Below are 15,910 nucleotides of genomic sequence, written 5' to 3' on the forward strand. Positions count from 1 at the left end.
GGGGTGGGCAATCGTGCTGCGCGTGCTGATGCTGTCCGTTCTGCTCGTCCTGGCGGGGTGCGCCACGTCGCAGCGCGGTCAGCAGGTCGCCCCGGTGGCGATCCCCGAGGGCACTTGGCGACAGGTTGATCGACAGATCATTGCCGCGTCGAAAAGCGCCACCGAGCAAGCCGGGCTCTATGCGCGCGGCTCCATGGAGCATTGGCGGGTGCTGGTGTATGAGCGCACGGAGGCCGAGTTCATCCCCTGGTTCAGCAGTTATTGGACCCAGGAGTGGCTGGCCGTGAAGGTCAGTTGGTACTCGGCCAGCGCAGAAGGCGAGGCGGATTCGTCGGCCAAGCGCCTGGCGATTTACCTGCAGGAGCAATATCGCGAACAGGTGCTGGAACCGGTGGCGGTGGAAATCGATCCCGAGGCGATCAGGGCCAACGCGACGGCTTACTACCTGCGCCTGCTGAATCAGCAGGTCCAGGTGATCGCGCAACGGCATCGCATCCCCCTCGAACTGATGAATCGGCGCCTGCACGGAATCAGGGCGATCAACCTGGGGCCGCCAGCGGCGCGCAACGCGTCGCTGTACGAGGTGGTCCACACCGAACCGCTCAATACACTGCCGGCCTATGCGGCGCTGATCGATCACGTCGACAAGGCCGCCGACACCGGTTCTGGCCCCTCGGATGCGGTGATCGCCACGGTGGCACAACGCACCAGCGAAAAAATCGAGGCGCAATTCGCCACCCGAGGCGCGGCCGGGGCGGCGGCGGCCGTGGCCGGCAAGGCCGCAGGTGCGTTGATTTCGGTGGGCGTGGCGGGCATTCGCGCGATCATCCACGAGGGCGACCGGCCGGAAATGGAAGCGCACATTCGTAAAAGCCTGAGCGCGGCGTTCGACGAAGCCTGGTTCAAATCCCTCAAGCACCCTCTCAGCGGGGTGATGGCGCCGGTGTATTACCTGGGCGGGGAAATCGATAGCAACCTGGTGGAAGCGGACCTCAACAATCGGCCTGCGAATCTCCCAGCCCTGACGCCCTAGTCGCTCACTCAGACCCCAGCGTCACGCGGCAGCCCTTGCGATGGCGGATCTGTTCGTCCGAGGGGCGTTCCCTGATGAATTCAAAGCGTGGCTCGCCTTCGCTGTAGATCACCAGCCAGCCCCATTCCAACTCGTTTTCATCCTGCCCTGGCCGGGGCGGCGCGGCCCACCAGGGTTCTTTTTGCATGATCTGGCGCATCGTTTACCTCCTGCCGGTTGATCCCTTGAACTATAGACTGCGGGATTTTCATCTCGCTCAGTGTGCTCTGCCCCCGCCCAACGGCGTCTAGCGTCTGTATCCCCGCACTCGAACGGGGAATGACTGGACCCATGCGCACATGCAAGCACTGTTGAACGAGATCCTCGATGCGGTTCGCCCCCTGATCGGCCAGGGCAAGGTGGCCGACTACATTCCCGCACTCGGCACGGTGCCGGCCAATCAGTTGGGCATCGCCGTGTACAGCAATGACGGTGAGATGTATTGCGCAGGCGATGCTGAAACGCCGTTTTCGGTACAGAGCATTTCCAAGGTGTTCAGCCTGGTGCAGGCGATCGAGCATTCCGGCGAAGCCATCTGGCAACGCTTGGGCCACGAGCCGTCCGGCCAGCCCTTCAACTCGCTGGTGCAACTGGAATTCGAACGCGGCCGACCGCGCAATCCGTTCATCAACGCCGGTGCCCTGGTGATCTGCGACATCAATCAATCACGCTTTGCCGCTCCGGCGCTGTCGATGCGGGATTTCGTACGTCGCTTGTCGGGCAATCCCCAAGTGATGGTGGATGGCAAGGTCGCCGAGTCGGAATACCAGCACCGCGCGCGAAACGCGGCGATGGCCTACCTGATGCAATCCTTCGGCAATTTCCACAACGACGTGGAAGCGGTGTTGCGCAGCTATTTCAGCCACTGCGCGCTACGAATGAACTGCATCGACCTGGCGCGGGCGTTCTGCTTCCTGGCCAATGATGGCTTCTGCAAGCACAGCGGCGAGCAGATCCTCAGCGCTCGCCAGACCCAGCAGGTCAACTCCATCATGGCCACCAGCGGCCTGTACGACGAGGCGGGCAATTTCGCCTATCGCGTTGGCCTGCCGGGCAAGAGCGGCGTGGGTGGTGGGATTGTCGCCGTGGTGCCGGGGCAGTTCACGGTCTGCGTCTGGTCGCCGGAACTCAACGTTGCCGGCAATTCCCTCGCCGGTATGGCGGCGCTGGAACTGCTCAGCCAACGGATCGGCTGGTCGGTTTTCTGATGACAAAAAAAGGGCCCGCTCCTGATTCAGGAGCGGGCCCTTTGGTTTTATGGATTTTCAGCAGAGGCGGTCGATGACCCGAACCTCAGCGCTGTCCTGCACCGACGGCCAGGCCTGGGTCAGCGTTTGTAGCACGCGACTCATGAAGTCCTTGTCGGCGGCGGCTTTCTTGCCGACGTAGCCCTGGCCACGGCGGTACATCTTCAGCCGGGCACACAGGTCTCGCTGGTGCTTGTCGAACTCGTCTTCCTGGGTGAAGGGCGAGAGGCAGTCCATATGGACCTGGCCGTTCTTGCTGATCCACAAGATGTGGCTGTCCAGGCTGTCTTTGTGTGCTGCGAACATGCGAGCCAGTTCATCAATAGATGGTTGATTATTCAGATTCATGTGTAAGCCCCTTGACCATTTGGTTGATCTGTCTGGTGGTTCGCAAAACTTCGCTGTTCGGTGTTTGTTTGCCTGTCGCCGAAACCGGGCCGTCAGCGTTCGTCCGTCGAGTTTCGACGGGGTCGTGCATCAGTTGTGTAGTGTTGTCGAAGGGCTGCTACGCAAATGCGCTACAACGAAGAGAAACAGCGAAGAATCTTCAGGCCAGTGTCGACTTTGAGGGTCGAGCCCATGCGTCATGAGGATTGATCGCCAGCGTTTCTCGTCCTTGTCACCGGACGGTCATGCCAGGTCAGCACCTTCAATCTGCCTTGTGGGCAGTCCCTTTATCGAAAAAACAGCTCGGCGGTCAGACGAGCTTGCTCAAACATTTTGCCTGTACTCCCGATCGGGGAGACGTCTGCATCATGCAAGGGCAAATCGGAGGCGTCAACGGTTTTGTAGTGATTATTTTTGGTCACTACATATTGTCGGACAAAATGGTTTGGGTATGAAAAAACAACTGCGGGTGGTTTCCCGTGGCGAGGGAGCTTGCTCCCGCTGGGGCGCGAAGCGGCCCTCAAAAAGGCACATGCGATGTATCAGATATAGCGCGTGTGTTTCCTTGGGGCTGCTACGCAACCCAGCGGGAGCAAGCTCCCTCGCCACGGGGATCGCATCTGGCTTTGTCTTCTGCGGCAGGGCTCAGGTCGCCTTGGCCTTGCTCGTCTTGCGCGGTGCGCCGCCAGCCTTGCGCTTGGTCGGCTTGCGTTTGTTTTTCCACGGCGTAGCCCCGCGCCCGGCGGGGCTGGCCGGGCCGCTGATGGTCAAGCTCATGCCCTGACAGCGGGCGACGTGCTTGCTCATCCAGGCGGCTTGCCGGGTGACGAATTCTTCCAGGCTCATTTCGCCGCTTTGCACCATGTCCAACGCTTGTTCCCAGATCGCGGTGGTACCTGGATCTGCAATCGCGCGAGGTACGGCGTCGATCAGGCTGAACGCTGCCGGGGTGGCGGACAAGGCCTTGCCGTTCTTCACCAGGTAACCGCGGTCGAGCAGGCCCTGGATGATCGAGGCGCGGGTCGCTTCGGTGCCGATGCCGGTGGTGTCCTTGAGCTTCTGCTTGAGCAACGGATCCTGCACCAGCTTGGCGACGTTCTTCATCGCCTTGATCAGGTCGCCCTCGGTGAACGGCTTGGGCGGCTGGGTCCACAGGTCCTTGGGCGTAACCGCATCCACCTTGCAGTCACCGCCCTCGGCCAGCGGCGGCAAGGTTTGTGGCGCGGGTGCTTCGCGGCCCCGTGCCGGTGCGAGTGCTTCGGGCAGGGCGCGCTTCCAGCCGGGTTCGACGATCTGCTTGCCGACGGCGCGCAGATCCTGGCCGGCACAATCGAAGTCGGCCTGGGTCCGGTCGTATTCATGGTTGGGCAGGAACTGCGCCAGGTAGCGCGCGCGAATCAGCGTGTAGACGGCGCGCTGCTTGCCGGCGAGCTTGTCGAGGTTTTTCGCCGCAGCCGTGGGGATGATGCCGTGGTGCGCGCTGACCTTGGCGTCGTTCCAGGCGCGGGATTTACGTTGGGGTTGCAGGTGATCGCGCAGCGGTGCAAGGCCCGGGTCGGCCTGGGCGAGGGCGGCCAGGATGGCAGGTGCTTCGCTGTGCTGGCTCACTGGCAGGAAACCGCAATCGCTGCGGGGATAGGTGATGAGCTTGTAGGTTTCGTAGAGCGACTGGGCAACGTCCAGGGTCTCCTGGGCGCCAAGGCCGAGCTTCTTCGAGCAGACTTCCTGCAGGGTGCCCAGGTCGAACGGCAGCGGCGCCGCTTCGCGCAGGCGTTCGGTGCGTACCTTGATGACCCGGGCGGTGGCAGCGTTGCCCATGGCCTGGGCGGCGTCTCGGGCCAGGGCCTGGTTCAGGCAGCGTTCCTGGTCGTCGCAGGCGTCCGGATCGGCGCGCCATTGAGCGGTGAAGGCGGTGCCGGCATCGCTCAGTTGCACGTCGATGGCCCAGTAGGCGACCGGTACGAAGTCGGCAATGCTGCGGTCGCGATCCACCACCAGACGCAGGGTCGGTGTCTGCACGCGGCCCACCGGCAAGACGCCTTGGTAACCGGATTGGCGACCCAGGAGCGTGAACAGGCGACTCATGTTCATGCCGATCAGCCAATCGGCCCGTGAGCGACCGAGGGCCGAATGGTACAGGTTGAAAGTTTCCGCGCCGGGCTTGAGCGCGCCGAGGGCCTTGCGGATCGACGCGTCGTCCAGGGCCGACAGCCACAGTCGCTGAATCGGTCCGCGATAGCGGCAATGCTCGACCAGCTCCCGGGCGATCATTTCGCCCTCGCGGTCGGCATCGGTGGCGATGATCAGTTCCGTCGCTTCACCCAAGAGCCGCTTGACCGCTTTGTACTGCCCGGCGGTTTTCGGCTTGACCGTCATTTTCCATTGCACCGGCACGATGGGCAGGTCGGCCAGCACCCAGCGTTTGTAGCGCGCGTCGTAGGCGTCGGGTGGGGCGGTCTCCAGCAGATGGCCGATGCACCAGGTGACCGTGACGTTCGCGCCCAGCCAGCAACCGTCGCCGCGCCGCGTGGCGCCCAGCACGGTGGCGATGTCCTTGGCCTGGGACGGTTTTTCACACAGGTACAACCGCATAACGCCTCTTCCTAAGCGGGTTTCATGGGGCCGTAGCATGGTCAGGGATCGGCGCCGGAGCAAGCTTTATCTGTATGGATATACAGATAAAACATTGCGCTGCGTTGCAACAGCCCGCTTGTCTTGTCGCTCGGCGACTGAATAGGCAAGCAGAATGAATTTCTTGCAAGGCCATAGCTCATAACTTGCAGAGCGATTGAAACCGCAGAGCAAGTTAATGGAATCAAGGAGAGTCACTTTCATGAATTCGATGCCGAAGGGCAACGGACAGGCGACCACGCGTTTGATTCTCGTTGTTGAGGATGATCCGACCATCCTGGAGTTTTTGTGTGAAATCCTCGAGGAAGAAGGATTTGTCGTTGAGCCTCGGGAAAGCGCCGATTCGGCACTGACTTTTCTCGAGGAAAGCGCCGATTACGTGGACTTGTTACTCACTGACATCACCATGCCCGGGGAAATGGATGGAGCGGACCTGGCCAATCTCACGGGAGATCGCTGGCCGCAGATACCCTTGCTGATCATGTCGGGCTTCGAGACGCCGGAGAGCGCGGGGATCAAGCATCACGCCTCGTTCATCGCCAAGCCGTGGGCGCTGGGGCAGATGCTGGACCTGGTGGAAAATACGGTGAAAGATCATTCGGTGCATTGATCGAGTCAGGCGCCGGGGCGGGGCGTTTATTCACGTTTAGGTTGCAAAACGGCGGTTGCCCCTATGACAATGCGAGTCATTATCAGTCGCGAATTATTCCATTGTCATGTCCGCCAACGATCTGTCCTTACGTAGCGCCGTCAACGATCTGTATTGCGACCATCACGGTTGGCTCCAGGGATGGCTTCGCAAGCGCCTCGGTAACACGTTCGATGCGGCGGATCTGGCCCAGGATACTTTCGTACGCGTGATCAAGGCGCGCTCCGCGCTGGATATCCGCGAACCGCGACCTTACCTGTCGATGATCGCCAAGGGATTGCTGATCGATCTTTTTCGCCGCCGCTCTCTTGAACAGTCCTACCTCGAAGCCTTGGCGGCGATGCCTGAGTCACAGCAACCGTCGTTGGAAGAGCAGGCGATCCTGTTCCAGGCCCTGATGGAAATTGACCGGCTGTTGCAGGGCTTGGGTCCCAAGGTCAAGCAAGCGTTCATCCTGTCGCAATTCAACGGCCTGACCTACCCGCAAATCGCCGAGCGCCTCGGCGTCAGCGTGCGCACAATCAACAATCACATGGCCAAGGCCATGGAGCACTGCTGCCTGATGCAGCTCCAGTTACAGCTCCCATGAGCCTGTCGCCCGAGCAATTGCAGGCCATTCGTGTGGCGGCGCAATGGTACGCCCGGCTTCATTCCGGCATCACGACGGACGCGGAACGGGCGGGATGGCGCGCCTGGCTGGCTGCGGACGCCTTGAATGACCAAGCGTGGCAGCGCGTGGCGGCGGTCTCCGAGCAAATGTCCAGCGTGCCAGGTGCATTGGCCGCCCCGACCTTGAGCACCAGTCCCGGCCGATCCCGTCGGCAGGTGCTGCGAAGCGCCTTGTTGCTGACCTCCGCCGGCTGCCTGGGCTGGTTGAGTTGGCGCAGCGAGACCGCGCAGAACCTGCTTTGCGACGTCCGCACGGGCGTCGGCGAGCGGCGGGAGGTCCGGTTGGCGGACGGCAGCAGGGTGTTGCTCAATACCAATACATCGGTCGACGTTCGTTTCGACGGACAACAACGGATCTTGAAGCTGCTGTGGGGCGAAATCATCGTGACGACTGCGGCCGATCCCTCGCAGCGTCCATTCAAGGTGTTCACCGACCAAGCCGAAGTGCTTGCCTTGGGAACACGCTTTATCGTGCGCGCCAACAGTCAGGGCGGGGAGGTCTCGGTACTTGAAAAGGCGGTGGAGGTCAGGCTGCTCGGTGGCGGGCCGGCAGTCCGAGTCGACGCTGGCAGACAGCTAGGCTTCGACCGCCAATCGCTCGGTACGCTGCGGGCCAATGACGTATCGGTCGGTGCCTGGCAGCAAGGCAGCGTCATCGCCATTGACCGGCCGCTGGCGGCGTTACTCACGGAGCTTTCACGCTATCGCCTGGGAATACTGCGTTGTGACCCGGCTATCGGCGACTTGAAAGTCTCAGGTGTTTTCCCCATCGACAATACCGACCTTGCCCTGGCGGCCCTGGAAACCGGCTTTTCGTTGCGAGTGACGCGATACAGCCGATTCTGGGTCCAGGTGTCTCGCGGCGAACGAGGCTGACGCGCACGCGTTGATGCAATTAAAAAACTTTTGCACTTTTCATCGGCATGGTTCGGCTCATCCCTCAGTGAGTTTCTTGATTGTTTGGGGGAGGGGACGCATGTCTTGCGTGAACACGCCAGGTCGTCTGGCGATTGCAATGAAAATCGGTTTGTTGGCTGCTACGTCTTCCTGTGCCTGGGAGGCGTCAGCCAATCCCGTTCCAGAGGCCCCGGCGCAGCAACGCTCGGTGCAGGCTTACGATATTGGCGCGGGCTCGCTCGTCGATGTGCTGACGCGTTTCTCCAGCCAGGCCGGTGTCGCCATTTCGTTCGATGCCGCACAGCTGCGGGGCTTGCAGTCGCGCGGCCTGAACGGCTTTTTTGGCGTGGACGAGGGCTTCGCTCGCATCCTGGACGACAGCGGCCTGCAAGCCGAACCCCAGGCTAACGGGACCTATCGGCTTCGTGCCGCACCCTCGCGCGGTTCGGCCATGGAACTGGGCACCACCACCATCGACGGACAGTTGCTCACGGCAACCACGGAAAACAGCGGCTCCTACACCACCGGGGCGGTCACCATTGGCAAAGGTGAACACTCGCTACGCGAAACGCCGCAGTCGGTCACGGTGATTACCCGCAAGATGCTCGACGACCAGAACCTGAACACCATCGATCAGGTGATGGAGAAAACGCCTGGCATTACCGTCTACGACTCGACGATGGGCGGCAAATATTTCTATTCCCGCGGGTTCCGGATGTCGGGCCAATACCAGTACGACGGTGTTCCGCTGGACATGGGCAACAGCTATGTCCAGGCCGACAGCTTCAGCAGTGACATGGCCTACTACGACCGCGTTGAAGTCCTGCGCGGTGCGGCCGGGATGATGAAGGGCTCGGGCGGTACTTCGGGGGGCGTCAATTTTGTTCGCAAGCGCGGCCAGGCCACGCCCCAGACTGAACTCAGCCTCTCGGGTGGCACTTGGGACAACTACCGCGGGCAAGTCGATACCGGCGGTCCGCTGAACGACGCCGGCACTGTACGGGGCAGGGCGGTGATTGCCGAACAGAGCCGGCGTTATTTCTACGACGATGCCCAACGCAAGGATCAGGTCTACTACGGTGCCCTGGACGTCGACTTGACGTCCGACACCACGCTCGGCCTGGGCGTGGCCTATGAGGACGTCGACGCGAGCCCGTGCTGGGGCGGCCTTGCGCGCTACCGCGATGGCAGTGATCTCAAGCTCAGCCGTTCCACCTGCCTGGACCCGTCGTGGAATACCTGGCGCAGTCAGCGGACCACGGTCTTTGGTGACCTGCGGCATTCGCTCAACGACGACTGGGCGGTGAAGGTCGCAGGTGTCTATACGAAAAATACCCAGGACATCAAATACGCGTTCGCATCAGGTTCGGTGGCGCCCGGCGCCTCCACCACCAACCTGCTTGGCAGCATGTACGACTACGATCAGGTCGACTACGGTCTGGACGCCTATCTAGACGGCACCTTCCAAGCCCTCGGTCAGCGACATGAATTGATTCTCGGCGTCAACGCCAGTCGTTCGGACAAGGACGATTTCTACTCGGTCGCCTTGTTGCCGCAGAAGCAGAACGTATTCGATCCGGACCGGCACATCCCGGAACCGGACGACAGTTACTTCATTGAAAATTCGACTCGCGGCGGACCGGTCAAAACCGTCACCGAGCAGCAGGGCGTGTATTCGACCCTGCGCCTGAAGTTGGCGGACCCGTTGACCTTCGTCGTGGGCAGCCGGGTGAGCTGGTACAGCTCCAAGAGCGACTCGGTGTTTCTCACGGGCGGTACGGAACACGCCAGGAGCACCGAGACCGGCCAGGTCACGCCCTTTGCCGGCGTGTTGCTGGACCTCAACGAAAACCTGACGGCCTACGCCAGTTACTCGGACATCTTCACGCCCCAAGGCAACTACCGCTCGCAAAGTGGCTCGGCGCTCAAGCCACTGGTAGGTGAAAGTTATGAACTGGGGATAAAGGGAGAATGGTTCCAAGGGCGCTTGAACACGGCTTTCAACCTGTTCCGCACCGTGCAGAAGGACCAGGCCCAGACGGATTTCAACTCGACCTGCGCCTCATCGGATGGCTATTGCTACGAGAACGCCGGCAAGGTTCGCGCCCAGGGTTTCGAAGCCGAGATCAGCGGCGAAGTCATCGAGCGACTGCAACTGCTCGCCGGTTATACCTACACCCAGACCAAGACCCTGGAAGACATCGACACCAGCCTCAATGGCGGTTCGTTCAACAGCTATGTGCCGCGTCATGTGCTGCGCCTGTGGGGCGATTATGCCTTGGGCGGGGCCTTCGAGCGCTTCAATGTCGGCGCCGGGGTCAACGCGCAGAGCGATAATTTCCGTGTATCGCCGGTGAGCGGTGAAAAGATCACCCAGGCCGGTTATGCGGTGTGGAACGGTCGTATCGGTTATCGCATCGATGACACCTGGTCCGTGGCACTCAATGGCAACAACCTGTTCGACAAGCGCTACTACACCACCATCGGGACCGAGGGCTTCGGTAACTATTACGGTGAGCCGCGCAATTTCACCGCGACGGTGAAGGCGCGCTTCTGAAAACGATGGCGAGGGCATCTGCTCCCTCGCCATACTCGGGTTTCAGTTGGTATCCAAATCCAGGTGCCTGGTTTCCCGCAGGCAAATCATCCCCACCACCAGGCTCACGCCAGTGATCACCACCGGGTACCACAGCCCATAGAAAATATCCCCGGTATAGACCACCAGCGCGAACGACACGGTGGGCAGGAAGCCGCCGAACCAGCCATTGCCAATGTGGTATGGAAGGGACATCGAGGTGTAGCGGATGCGGGTCGGGAACAGCTCCACCATCAGCGCCGCCAGCGGGCCGTAGCACATCGCCGAGATGATGATCAGCGCGACGATCAGTGCGACGATCATCGGCCGATTGATCTGCTGGGCGTCGGCCTGTTGCGGGTAGCCCGCCAGCGTCACCGCGCCGCGCAGGGCGGCCTCGTCGTAGCCTTCGAGTTTCACGTCACCGACGCTGACTTGCACGGTGCTGCCGGCAGGCGCCGCGACGCTGCTGTAGGGCAGGCCCTGCTTGACCAGGAAGGTCTTGACCTTGTCGCAGGGGCTGTCGAAACGCGCCTTGCCCACCGGGTCGAACTGGAAGGTACAGGTGGCCGGATCGGCGACCACGGTGATCGGTGCCTGGCGGCTTGCCAGGTCGATGGCCGGGTTGGCGTAATGCGCAAGCGTCTTGAAGATCGGAAAGTACAACGCCGTCGCCAGCAGCAGGCCGATCATCAGGACCGGCTTGCGTCCGACTTTGTCCGACAGCCAGCCAAAGAAGATGAAGAACGGTGCGCCGATGATGACGCTGACGATCAGCAGGCTATTGGCGAGTGCCGGGTCCATCTTGAGGAATTGGGTGAGGAAAAACAGCACATAGAATTGCGCGGCATAGAAGGTCACCGCTTGCCCGGCGTTGATGCTGAACAGGGCGATCAGCACCACTTTCAGGTTCTCCCATTTGCCGAACGATTCGCGGATCGGCGCCTTGCAGCACTTGCCTTCTTCTTTCATTTTCAAGAACGCTGGCGATTCGTGCAGGCTCAGGCGGATCCAGGTGGAAATGCCCAGCAGCAGGATCGACAGCAGGAACGGAATGCGCCAGCCCCAGACTTCGAACTGGTCACCGGTAAAGTAACGGCACCCCAGCACCACCAACAGCGAAAGCAACAGCCCCAGGGTGGCGGTGGACTGAATCCAACTGGTGTGGAAACCACGTTTGCCCATCGGCGCGTGCTCGGCGACATAGGTGGCCGCGCCGCCGTACTCCCCGCCCAAGGCCAGGCCCTGGAGCATGCGCAACACCACCAGGATGATCGGTGCGGCGATGCCGATGCTGGCGTAGTTGGGCAGCAGGCCGACGCAGAACGTGGCCAGGCCCATCAGCACGATGGTCGCCAGGAAGGTGTATTTGCGCCCGATCATGTCGCCCAATCGACCAAACACCAAGGCGCCGAACGGACGCACGATGAAGCCGGCGGCGAAGGCCATCAAGGCAAAAATGAACGCCGTGGTGTCGTTCACCCCGGCAAAGAACTGCTTGCTGATCACCGCCGCCAGGGCGCCGTAGAGAAAAAAGTCGTACCACTCGAACACCGTCCCCAGGGACGAGGCGAAGATGACTTTCTGCGTTTCCTGACTGGTGCCGGCGCTGCGCGTGGCTTCCAGGGGCTGAACATGCTCAGACATAGCGGTATCCCTCACAGTGATTGTTTTTGTTGTTCCACTGCAACGCCGGGTGGGGCGTCTCCTGACTTGACGCATTTTCCTTGGTTTACATTTGTTCCCTCGCCACGGGGGCTCTTGGTGTTTTTCAGACCGTGGCGGGCTGCTTTTGTGTCGTGATGCTGGTGATCGCTGGCGCTAGCATCATCTGCGCCGCCTTCTCGGCAATCATCAGCGTCGGCGAGCAGGTGTTGCCCGAGATGATGTGCGGCATGATCGATGCGTCGGCGATGCGCAGGCCCTTGATGCCATGCACGCGCAATTGCGCATCCACCACGGCGTCGGCGTCCGGGCCCATGCGGCAAGTGCCCACCGGATGGAAAATCGTCGTGCCGATGCGCGCGGCGGCCTGGTGCAATTCTTCTTCGGTTTGCAGGCTGGGGCCGGGCAGGTATTCCACCGGCTTGAAGGCGCCCAGGGCCGGGGAGGCGACGATGCGTCGGGTCAGGCGGATGGCGTCGGCGGCGACCCGCAGGTCTTCGGGATGGCTCAGGTAATTGGGCTGGATCAACGGCGCGTCATGGGGATCGGCTGAGCGGACGTCTACGCGACCGCGGCTCATCGGGCGCAGATCGCAGACCGATGCGGTGAACGCCGCAAAGCTGTGCAATGGTTCGCCGAAGCGCTCCAGGGACAACGGTTGTACGTGGTACTCAAGGTTGGCCGAGGTCTGTTCCGGGCCCGAGCGGGCGAACGCGCCGAGTTGGCTCGGGGCCATGGACAGCGGGCCGCTGCGGTCGTACAGGTAGCGCAAGCCCATGCCCATCTTGCCCCATAGCGTGCCGGCGATCTGGTTCAGCGTGCGGGCGTTTTCCAATTGGTAGATCAGCCGCAACTGCAAATGATCCTGCAAGTTGCCGCCAACGCCGGGCAGCTCGTGAACCACGCCGATGCCCAGGCGCTGCAACAGGCTGCGCGGGCCGATGCCGGAGCGCTGCAAGATGCCCGGCGAACCAACGGCACCGGCGCACAGGACGATTTCCTTGCGGGCCTTGAACGTCATGTTTTTGCCTTGCCAGCGGGCGCTGACGGCATGGGCGCGGTCGTCACGCAACAACACGCGGTCTACCTCGACCTCGGTCAATATCGTCAGGTTGGGGCGGTTGCGAATCGGTTTGAGAAAGGCCTTGGCCGCGTTCCAACGCACCCCGGCTTTCTGGTTGACCTGGAAGTAGCCACAGCCTTCGTTGTCGCCACCGTTGAAATCGTCGACGCTGGGGATGCCGCTCTGCTCGGCAGCGGTGCGGAAGGCATCGAGAATCGGCCATGACAGGCGCTGGCGTTCGACTCGCCATTCCCCGTTCACGCCATGAAAATCGGAGTCTCCCGCGAAGTGGTTTTCGCTCTGCCTGAACAGCGGCAACACGTCTTTCCAGGCCCAGCCGGGATTACCCTCGGCGGCCCAGCCATCGTAGTCCGCGGCCTGGCCGCGCATGTAGATCATGCCGTTGATCGACGAGCAGCCGCCCAACACCTTGCCGCGCGGATAGCTCAGCGCGCGCCCTTGCAGGCCCGGTTGTGCTTCGGTCTTGAAGCACCAGTCGGTGCGCGGGTTACCGATGCAGAACAGGTAGCCGACCGGGATATGAATCCAGGGGTAATTGTCACGGCCACCGGCTTCGAGCAGCAGCACCCGGTGTTGCGGATTGGCCGAAAGCCGGTTGGCCAGAAGGCATCCAGCGGGGCCGGCGCCCACGACCACGTAATCGTATTCATCGACGACAGGTTGCATTCGCGACCTCATTTTTTGTTCTTGTGGGACTCATCCTAGTTGTTAGTTTTCGTCAAAAGAATGTTAGTTTTTGCGCAGCGGCTGTGCGTTTATAAACAGCCCCTCACTTTCAGGCGCTTGCAAGGAAGGCTCATGTTCGATTGGAATGACCTGCGCTACTTCCTGGAACTGCAACGCAGCGGCCGCTTGTTGACCGCCGCGCGACGGCTCAACACCACCCATGCCACGGTGGCGCGGCACATCGAGGCCATTGAGAAAAGCCTCGGCACGGCGTTGTTTGTCCAGCACGCCCAGGGCTATGAGCTGACCCCAGCGGGTGAAGCACTGCTCAAGCATGCCGAGGCCATGGAAAATGTCGCGCTGCTGGCCCAGGAGGACATTACCCAATCCAGCGCGCCCTTGGGCAAGATCCGCCTCGGCGTTACAGAAGGGCTGGGCATCATGTTCCTGGCCAGTCGCATGAACGGGTTGTTCGAACGTTATCCGGGGTTGGAGGTTGAGCTGGTGGCGGTGCCGCGATTTGTCAGCATCCTCAACCGCGAGGCAGAGATCAGTATTCATCTCGAACGCCCGGCGGCCGACCTGCTGGTGACCCGCAAGCTCACCGACTACCGCCTGGCGCTGTATGCCAGCCAGGCCTATCTCGATCGCTCGCCGCCGTTGCGCAGCCGCGAGGATCTGGCCCGTCACGCCTGGATCGGCTACGTCGACGACCTGCTGTTCAGCCAGGAATTGATGTTCCTCAACAGCTTTTGCCGCAAGCCCCGGGTCGTCTTCCACAGCACCAGTGTCATCGCCCAGCAGCAGGCCGCGCGTTCGGGCCTTGGGATCGCCGTGCTGCCGTGCTACATGGCCAGCAGCGATCCGACGCTGGTGCCTTTGCTGCCGGACGAAAGCATCTGCCGCAGCTACTGGATCAGTACCCGCCGCGAGCTGCACAAATCCGTCCGATTGCGCGTGTTGTGGGATTACGTGGTGCAATTGTGCGAGCGTGAGCAGGGGCTGCTGTTGCCCTGAACTGAAAAGAGTGCCGAGTGAGCAAGCTCCCCCGCCACAATCACAAACGCAGCCAACCTGTGAACTGACTGGCGGCGCTTGTCAGAAAAAACCGACAGGAGTACAAATGTACTCCATGACGACTCTCACTCCTCGCCGCACCGCTATCCTGACCTTTATCCGCGAACGCATCGCCGAGCAGGGCCAGTCTCCGAGCCTTGCTGAAATCAGCGAGGCGTTTGGTTTCGCCTCTCGCAGCGTGGCGCGCAAGCATGTGCTGGCGTTGACCGAGGCCGGTTTCATCGAGGTCAATGCGCACCAGGCCCGAGGCATTCGGCTGCTGAACCAGCCGCCACGGCCCGAGTTGCTGGACGTGCCGGTGCTGGGGCGGGTGGCTGCCGGGCTGCCGATTGGTGCCGACGCCGAGGTTCACAGCCGCCTGCTGCTGGACCCGGCGATTTTCACCAAGGCGCCGGATTATCTGTTGCGGGTACAGGGCGATTCGATGATCGAGGACGGCATCCTCGACGGTGACCTGGTGGGCGTGAAGCGCACGCCCCAGGCCGCCAATGGGCAGATCGTCGTGGCGCGCCTGGACGGGGAAGTGACCATCAAGCGCTTCGAGCAAATCGGCGAGCGCGTGCGCCTGTTGCCCCGCAATCCGGCCTATCAGCCAATCATCGTTGAAGCCGACCAGGACCTGGCGATCGAAGGCGTGTTCTGTGGCCTGGTGAGACAAGGCTGATGGGCGCTGTCGTTGCGCTGGATACGCTGTTCAATGGCGGCCAGGTCTGGAAGGGGCGACCTGCGCCGCCGGCCGCCAGTCCGCAGCCCACCGGTCATGCGGCGCTGGACGCGGCATTGCCCAATGGCGGCTGGCCGGAAGCGGCACTGACGGAAATTCTTATCGGCGCGCCGGGCGTGGGCGAGTTGCAACTGGTCTGGCCGACCCTCGCGCGGCTGTCGGCGGCGGGGGAGCGGATCGTGCTGGTGGCGCCGCCGTTCGTACCCTATCCCCAGGCTTGGCGAAATGCCGGGGTCGACCTGCGCCAGCTGTCGATCATCCAGGCCGATCAACGCGATGCCTTGTGGGCCACTGAGCAATGCTTGCGTTCGGGCAGTTGCGGCGCGGTGCTGTGCTGGCCTCGGCAGGCGGATGACCGGGCCCTGCGCCGTTTGCAAGTCGCGGCGGAAACCGGCCAGACCCTGGCGTTCGCCTGGCGCTCGATCCAGGAAGCCATCAACCCGTCTCCGGCGGCCCTGCGGATTGCCATCGATGCCCGGCCGGCACAATTGCGAGTGCTCAAGTCCCGGGGCGGGCTGGCTCGTTCGGCACCGATTGCGTTTCCCACGCACACCGAGCATTGAGGTT

At 62.0% G+C, this 15,910-nt stretch carries 14 protein-coding genes; 9 read left to right on the forward strand and 5 right to left on the reverse strand.

The features are described 5' to 3' along the window. Positions 1-13: 13 nt before the first annotated feature. Positions 14-1,033 carry a hypothetical protein gene (locus tag HU762_RS21215; RefSeq protein WP_186640341.1) on the forward strand — a complete coding sequence of 340 codons (1,020 nt, stop codon included), beginning with the start codon at positions 14-16 and terminating at the stop codon, positions 1,031-1,033. A 4-nt stretch (positions 1,034-1,037) separates the two neighbouring features. Here the strand turns inward: HU762_RS21215 and HU762_RS21220 are convergent, their stop codons facing one another. Further along, positions 1,038-1,232, reverse strand: a complete 195-nt coding sequence (locus HU762_RS21220; RefSeq protein WP_186609658.1) for a hypothetical protein — start codon at positions 1,230-1,232, stop codon at positions 1,038-1,040. Between the two features lie 139 nt (positions 1,233-1,371). On the opposite strand from HU762_RS21220, the gene glsB reads away from it, so the two are divergent. Then, positions 1,372-2,280 (forward strand): glutaminase B, encoded by a 909-nt coding sequence (gene glsB, locus HU762_RS21225; RefSeq protein ID WP_186640343.1) that lies wholly within the window; start codon positions 1,372-1,374, stop codon positions 2,278-2,280. A 57-nt stretch (positions 2,281-2,337) separates the two neighbouring features. On the opposite strand, the gene HU762_RS21230 is transcribed toward glsB, so the two are convergent. Continuing rightward, positions 2,338-2,667: a hypothetical protein gene (locus HU762_RS21230; RefSeq protein ID WP_186640345.1), complete on the reverse strand. Its 330-nt coding sequence runs from the start codon at positions 2,665-2,667 to the stop codon at positions 2,338-2,340. A 684-nt stretch (positions 2,668-3,351) separates the two neighbouring features. Beyond that, a complete protein-coding gene (locus HU762_RS21235) occupies positions 3,352-5,298 on the reverse strand; it encodes a DNA topoisomerase III (protein WP_186640347.1) in 1,947 nt (648 codons plus the stop codon). A gap of 241 nt (positions 5,299-5,539) precedes the next feature. On the opposite strand from HU762_RS21235, the gene HU762_RS21240 reads away from it, so the two are divergent. The 4 genes from HU762_RS21240 to HU762_RS21255 all read left to right on the forward strand — a co-directional run bounded on the left by HU762_RS21240 (position 5,540) and on the right by HU762_RS21255 (position 10,109). Then, entirely contained in the window at positions 5,540-5,947 is a 408-nt protein-coding gene (locus HU762_RS21240) for a response regulator (RefSeq protein WP_186609654.1), read from the forward strand. 106 nt (positions 5,948-6,053) lie between these two features. After that, the gene (locus tag HU762_RS21245) at positions 6,054-6,575 is read left to right on the forward strand and encodes a sigma-70 family RNA polymerase sigma factor (RefSeq protein WP_186609653.1); all 522 of its coding nucleotides are present in this window, start codon (positions 6,054-6,056) and stop codon (positions 6,573-6,575) included. Further along, entirely contained in the window at positions 6,572-7,531 is a 960-nt protein-coding gene (locus HU762_RS21250; protein ID WP_186640349.1) for a FecR domain-containing protein, read from the forward strand. The genes HU762_RS21245 and HU762_RS21250 overlap by 4 nt, the downstream gene beginning before the upstream one ends. A gap of 100 nt (positions 7,532-7,631) precedes the next feature. Beyond that, positions 7,632-10,109, forward strand: a complete 2,478-nt coding sequence (locus tag HU762_RS21255) for a TonB-dependent receptor (protein ID WP_186640351.1) — start codon at positions 7,632-7,634, stop codon at positions 10,107-10,109. A 42-nt stretch (positions 10,110-10,151) separates the two neighbouring features. On the opposite strand, the gene HU762_RS21260 is transcribed toward HU762_RS21255, so the two are convergent. Both HU762_RS21260 and HU762_RS21265 read right to left on the reverse strand, forming a co-directional pair. After that, entirely contained in the window at positions 10,152-11,774 is a 1,623-nt protein-coding gene (locus tag HU762_RS21260; RefSeq protein WP_186640353.1) for an MFS transporter, read from the reverse strand. A 124-nt stretch (positions 11,775-11,898) separates the two neighbouring features. Then, a complete protein-coding gene (locus HU762_RS21265; RefSeq protein ID WP_186640355.1) occupies positions 11,899-13,542 on the reverse strand; it encodes a GMC family oxidoreductase N-terminal domain-containing protein in 1,644 nt (547 codons plus the stop codon). 132 nt (positions 13,543-13,674) lie between these two features. On the opposite strand from HU762_RS21265, the gene HU762_RS21270 reads away from it, so the two are divergent. From HU762_RS21270 to imuA, 3 genes are all read left to right on the forward strand, one after another. Beyond that, positions 13,675-14,559 carry a LysR family transcriptional regulator gene (locus HU762_RS21270; RefSeq protein WP_186640357.1) on the forward strand — a complete coding sequence of 295 codons (885 nt, stop codon included), beginning with the start codon at positions 13,675-13,677 and terminating at the stop codon, positions 14,557-14,559. 106 nt (positions 14,560-14,665) lie between these two features. Next, positions 14,666-15,283 carry a transcriptional repressor LexA gene (lexA, locus tag HU762_RS21275; RefSeq protein WP_186640359.1) on the forward strand — a complete coding sequence of 206 codons (618 nt, stop codon included), beginning with the start codon at positions 14,666-14,668 and terminating at the stop codon, positions 15,281-15,283. Continuing rightward, positions 15,283-15,906 (forward strand): translesion DNA synthesis-associated protein ImuA, encoded by a 624-nt coding sequence (imuA, locus tag HU762_RS21280; RefSeq protein WP_186640361.1) that lies wholly within the window; start codon positions 15,283-15,285, stop codon positions 15,904-15,906. Before lexA ends, imuA begins: the two co-directional genes overlap by 1 nt. The last annotated feature ends 4 nt before the right edge of the window (positions 15,907-15,910 follow it).

This window comes from Pseudomonas sp. SWRI92, from assembly GCF_014268685.1.
In the GTDB taxonomy this organism is placed as follows: Bacteria; Pseudomonadota; Gammaproteobacteria; order Pseudomonadales; family Pseudomonadaceae; genus Aquipseudomonas; species Aquipseudomonas marvdashtae.

What these genes read in the sequence shown, in the direction of transcription:
- HU762_RS21265 (WP_186640355.1), bottom strand. Translation starts at nt 13,542, where the DNA reads ATGCAACCTGTCGTCGATGAATACGATTACGTGGTCGTGGGCGCCGGC.
- HU762_RS21255 (WP_186640351.1), top strand. Translation starts at nt 7,632, where the DNA reads ATGTCTTGCGTGAACACGCCAGGTCGTCTGGCGATTGCAATGAAAATC.
- HU762_RS21245 (WP_186609653.1), top strand. Translation starts at nt 6,054, where the DNA reads ATGTCCGCCAACGATCTGTCCTTACGTAGCGCCGTCAACGATCTGTAT.
- imuA (WP_186640361.1), top strand. Translation starts at nt 15,283, where the DNA reads ATGGGCGCTGTCGTTGCGCTGGATACGCTGTTCAATGGCGGCCAGGTC.
- HU762_RS21220 (WP_186609658.1), bottom strand. Translation starts at nt 1,232, where the DNA reads ATGCGCCAGATCATGCAAAAAGAACCCTGGTGGGCCGCGCCGCCCCGG.
- HU762_RS21230 (WP_186640345.1), bottom strand. Translation starts at nt 2,667, where the DNA reads ATGAATCTGAATAATCAACCATCTATTGATGAACTGGCTCGCATGTTC.
- HU762_RS21250 (WP_186640349.1), top strand. Translation starts at nt 6,572, where the DNA reads ATGAGCCTGTCGCCCGAGCAATTGCAGGCCATTCGTGTGGCGGCGCAA.
- HU762_RS21260 (WP_186640353.1), bottom strand. Translation starts at nt 11,774, where the DNA reads ATGTCTGAGCATGTTCAGCCCCTGGAAGCCACGCGCAGCGCCGGCACC.
- glsB (WP_186640343.1), top strand. Translation starts at nt 1,372, where the DNA reads ATGCAAGCACTGTTGAACGAGATCCTCGATGCGGTTCGCCCCCTGATC.
- lexA (WP_186640359.1), top strand. Translation starts at nt 14,666, where the DNA reads ATGTACTCCATGACGACTCTCACTCCTCGCCGCACCGCTATCCTGACC.
- HU762_RS21240 (WP_186609654.1), top strand. Translation starts at nt 5,540, where the DNA reads ATGAATTCGATGCCGAAGGGCAACGGACAGGCGACCACGCGTTTGATT.
- HU762_RS21235 (WP_186640347.1), bottom strand. Translation starts at nt 5,298, where the DNA reads ATGCGGTTGTACCTGTGTGAAAAACCGTCCCAGGCCAAGGACATCGCC.
- HU762_RS21270 (WP_186640357.1), top strand. Translation starts at nt 13,675, where the DNA reads ATGTTCGATTGGAATGACCTGCGCTACTTCCTGGAACTGCAACGCAGC.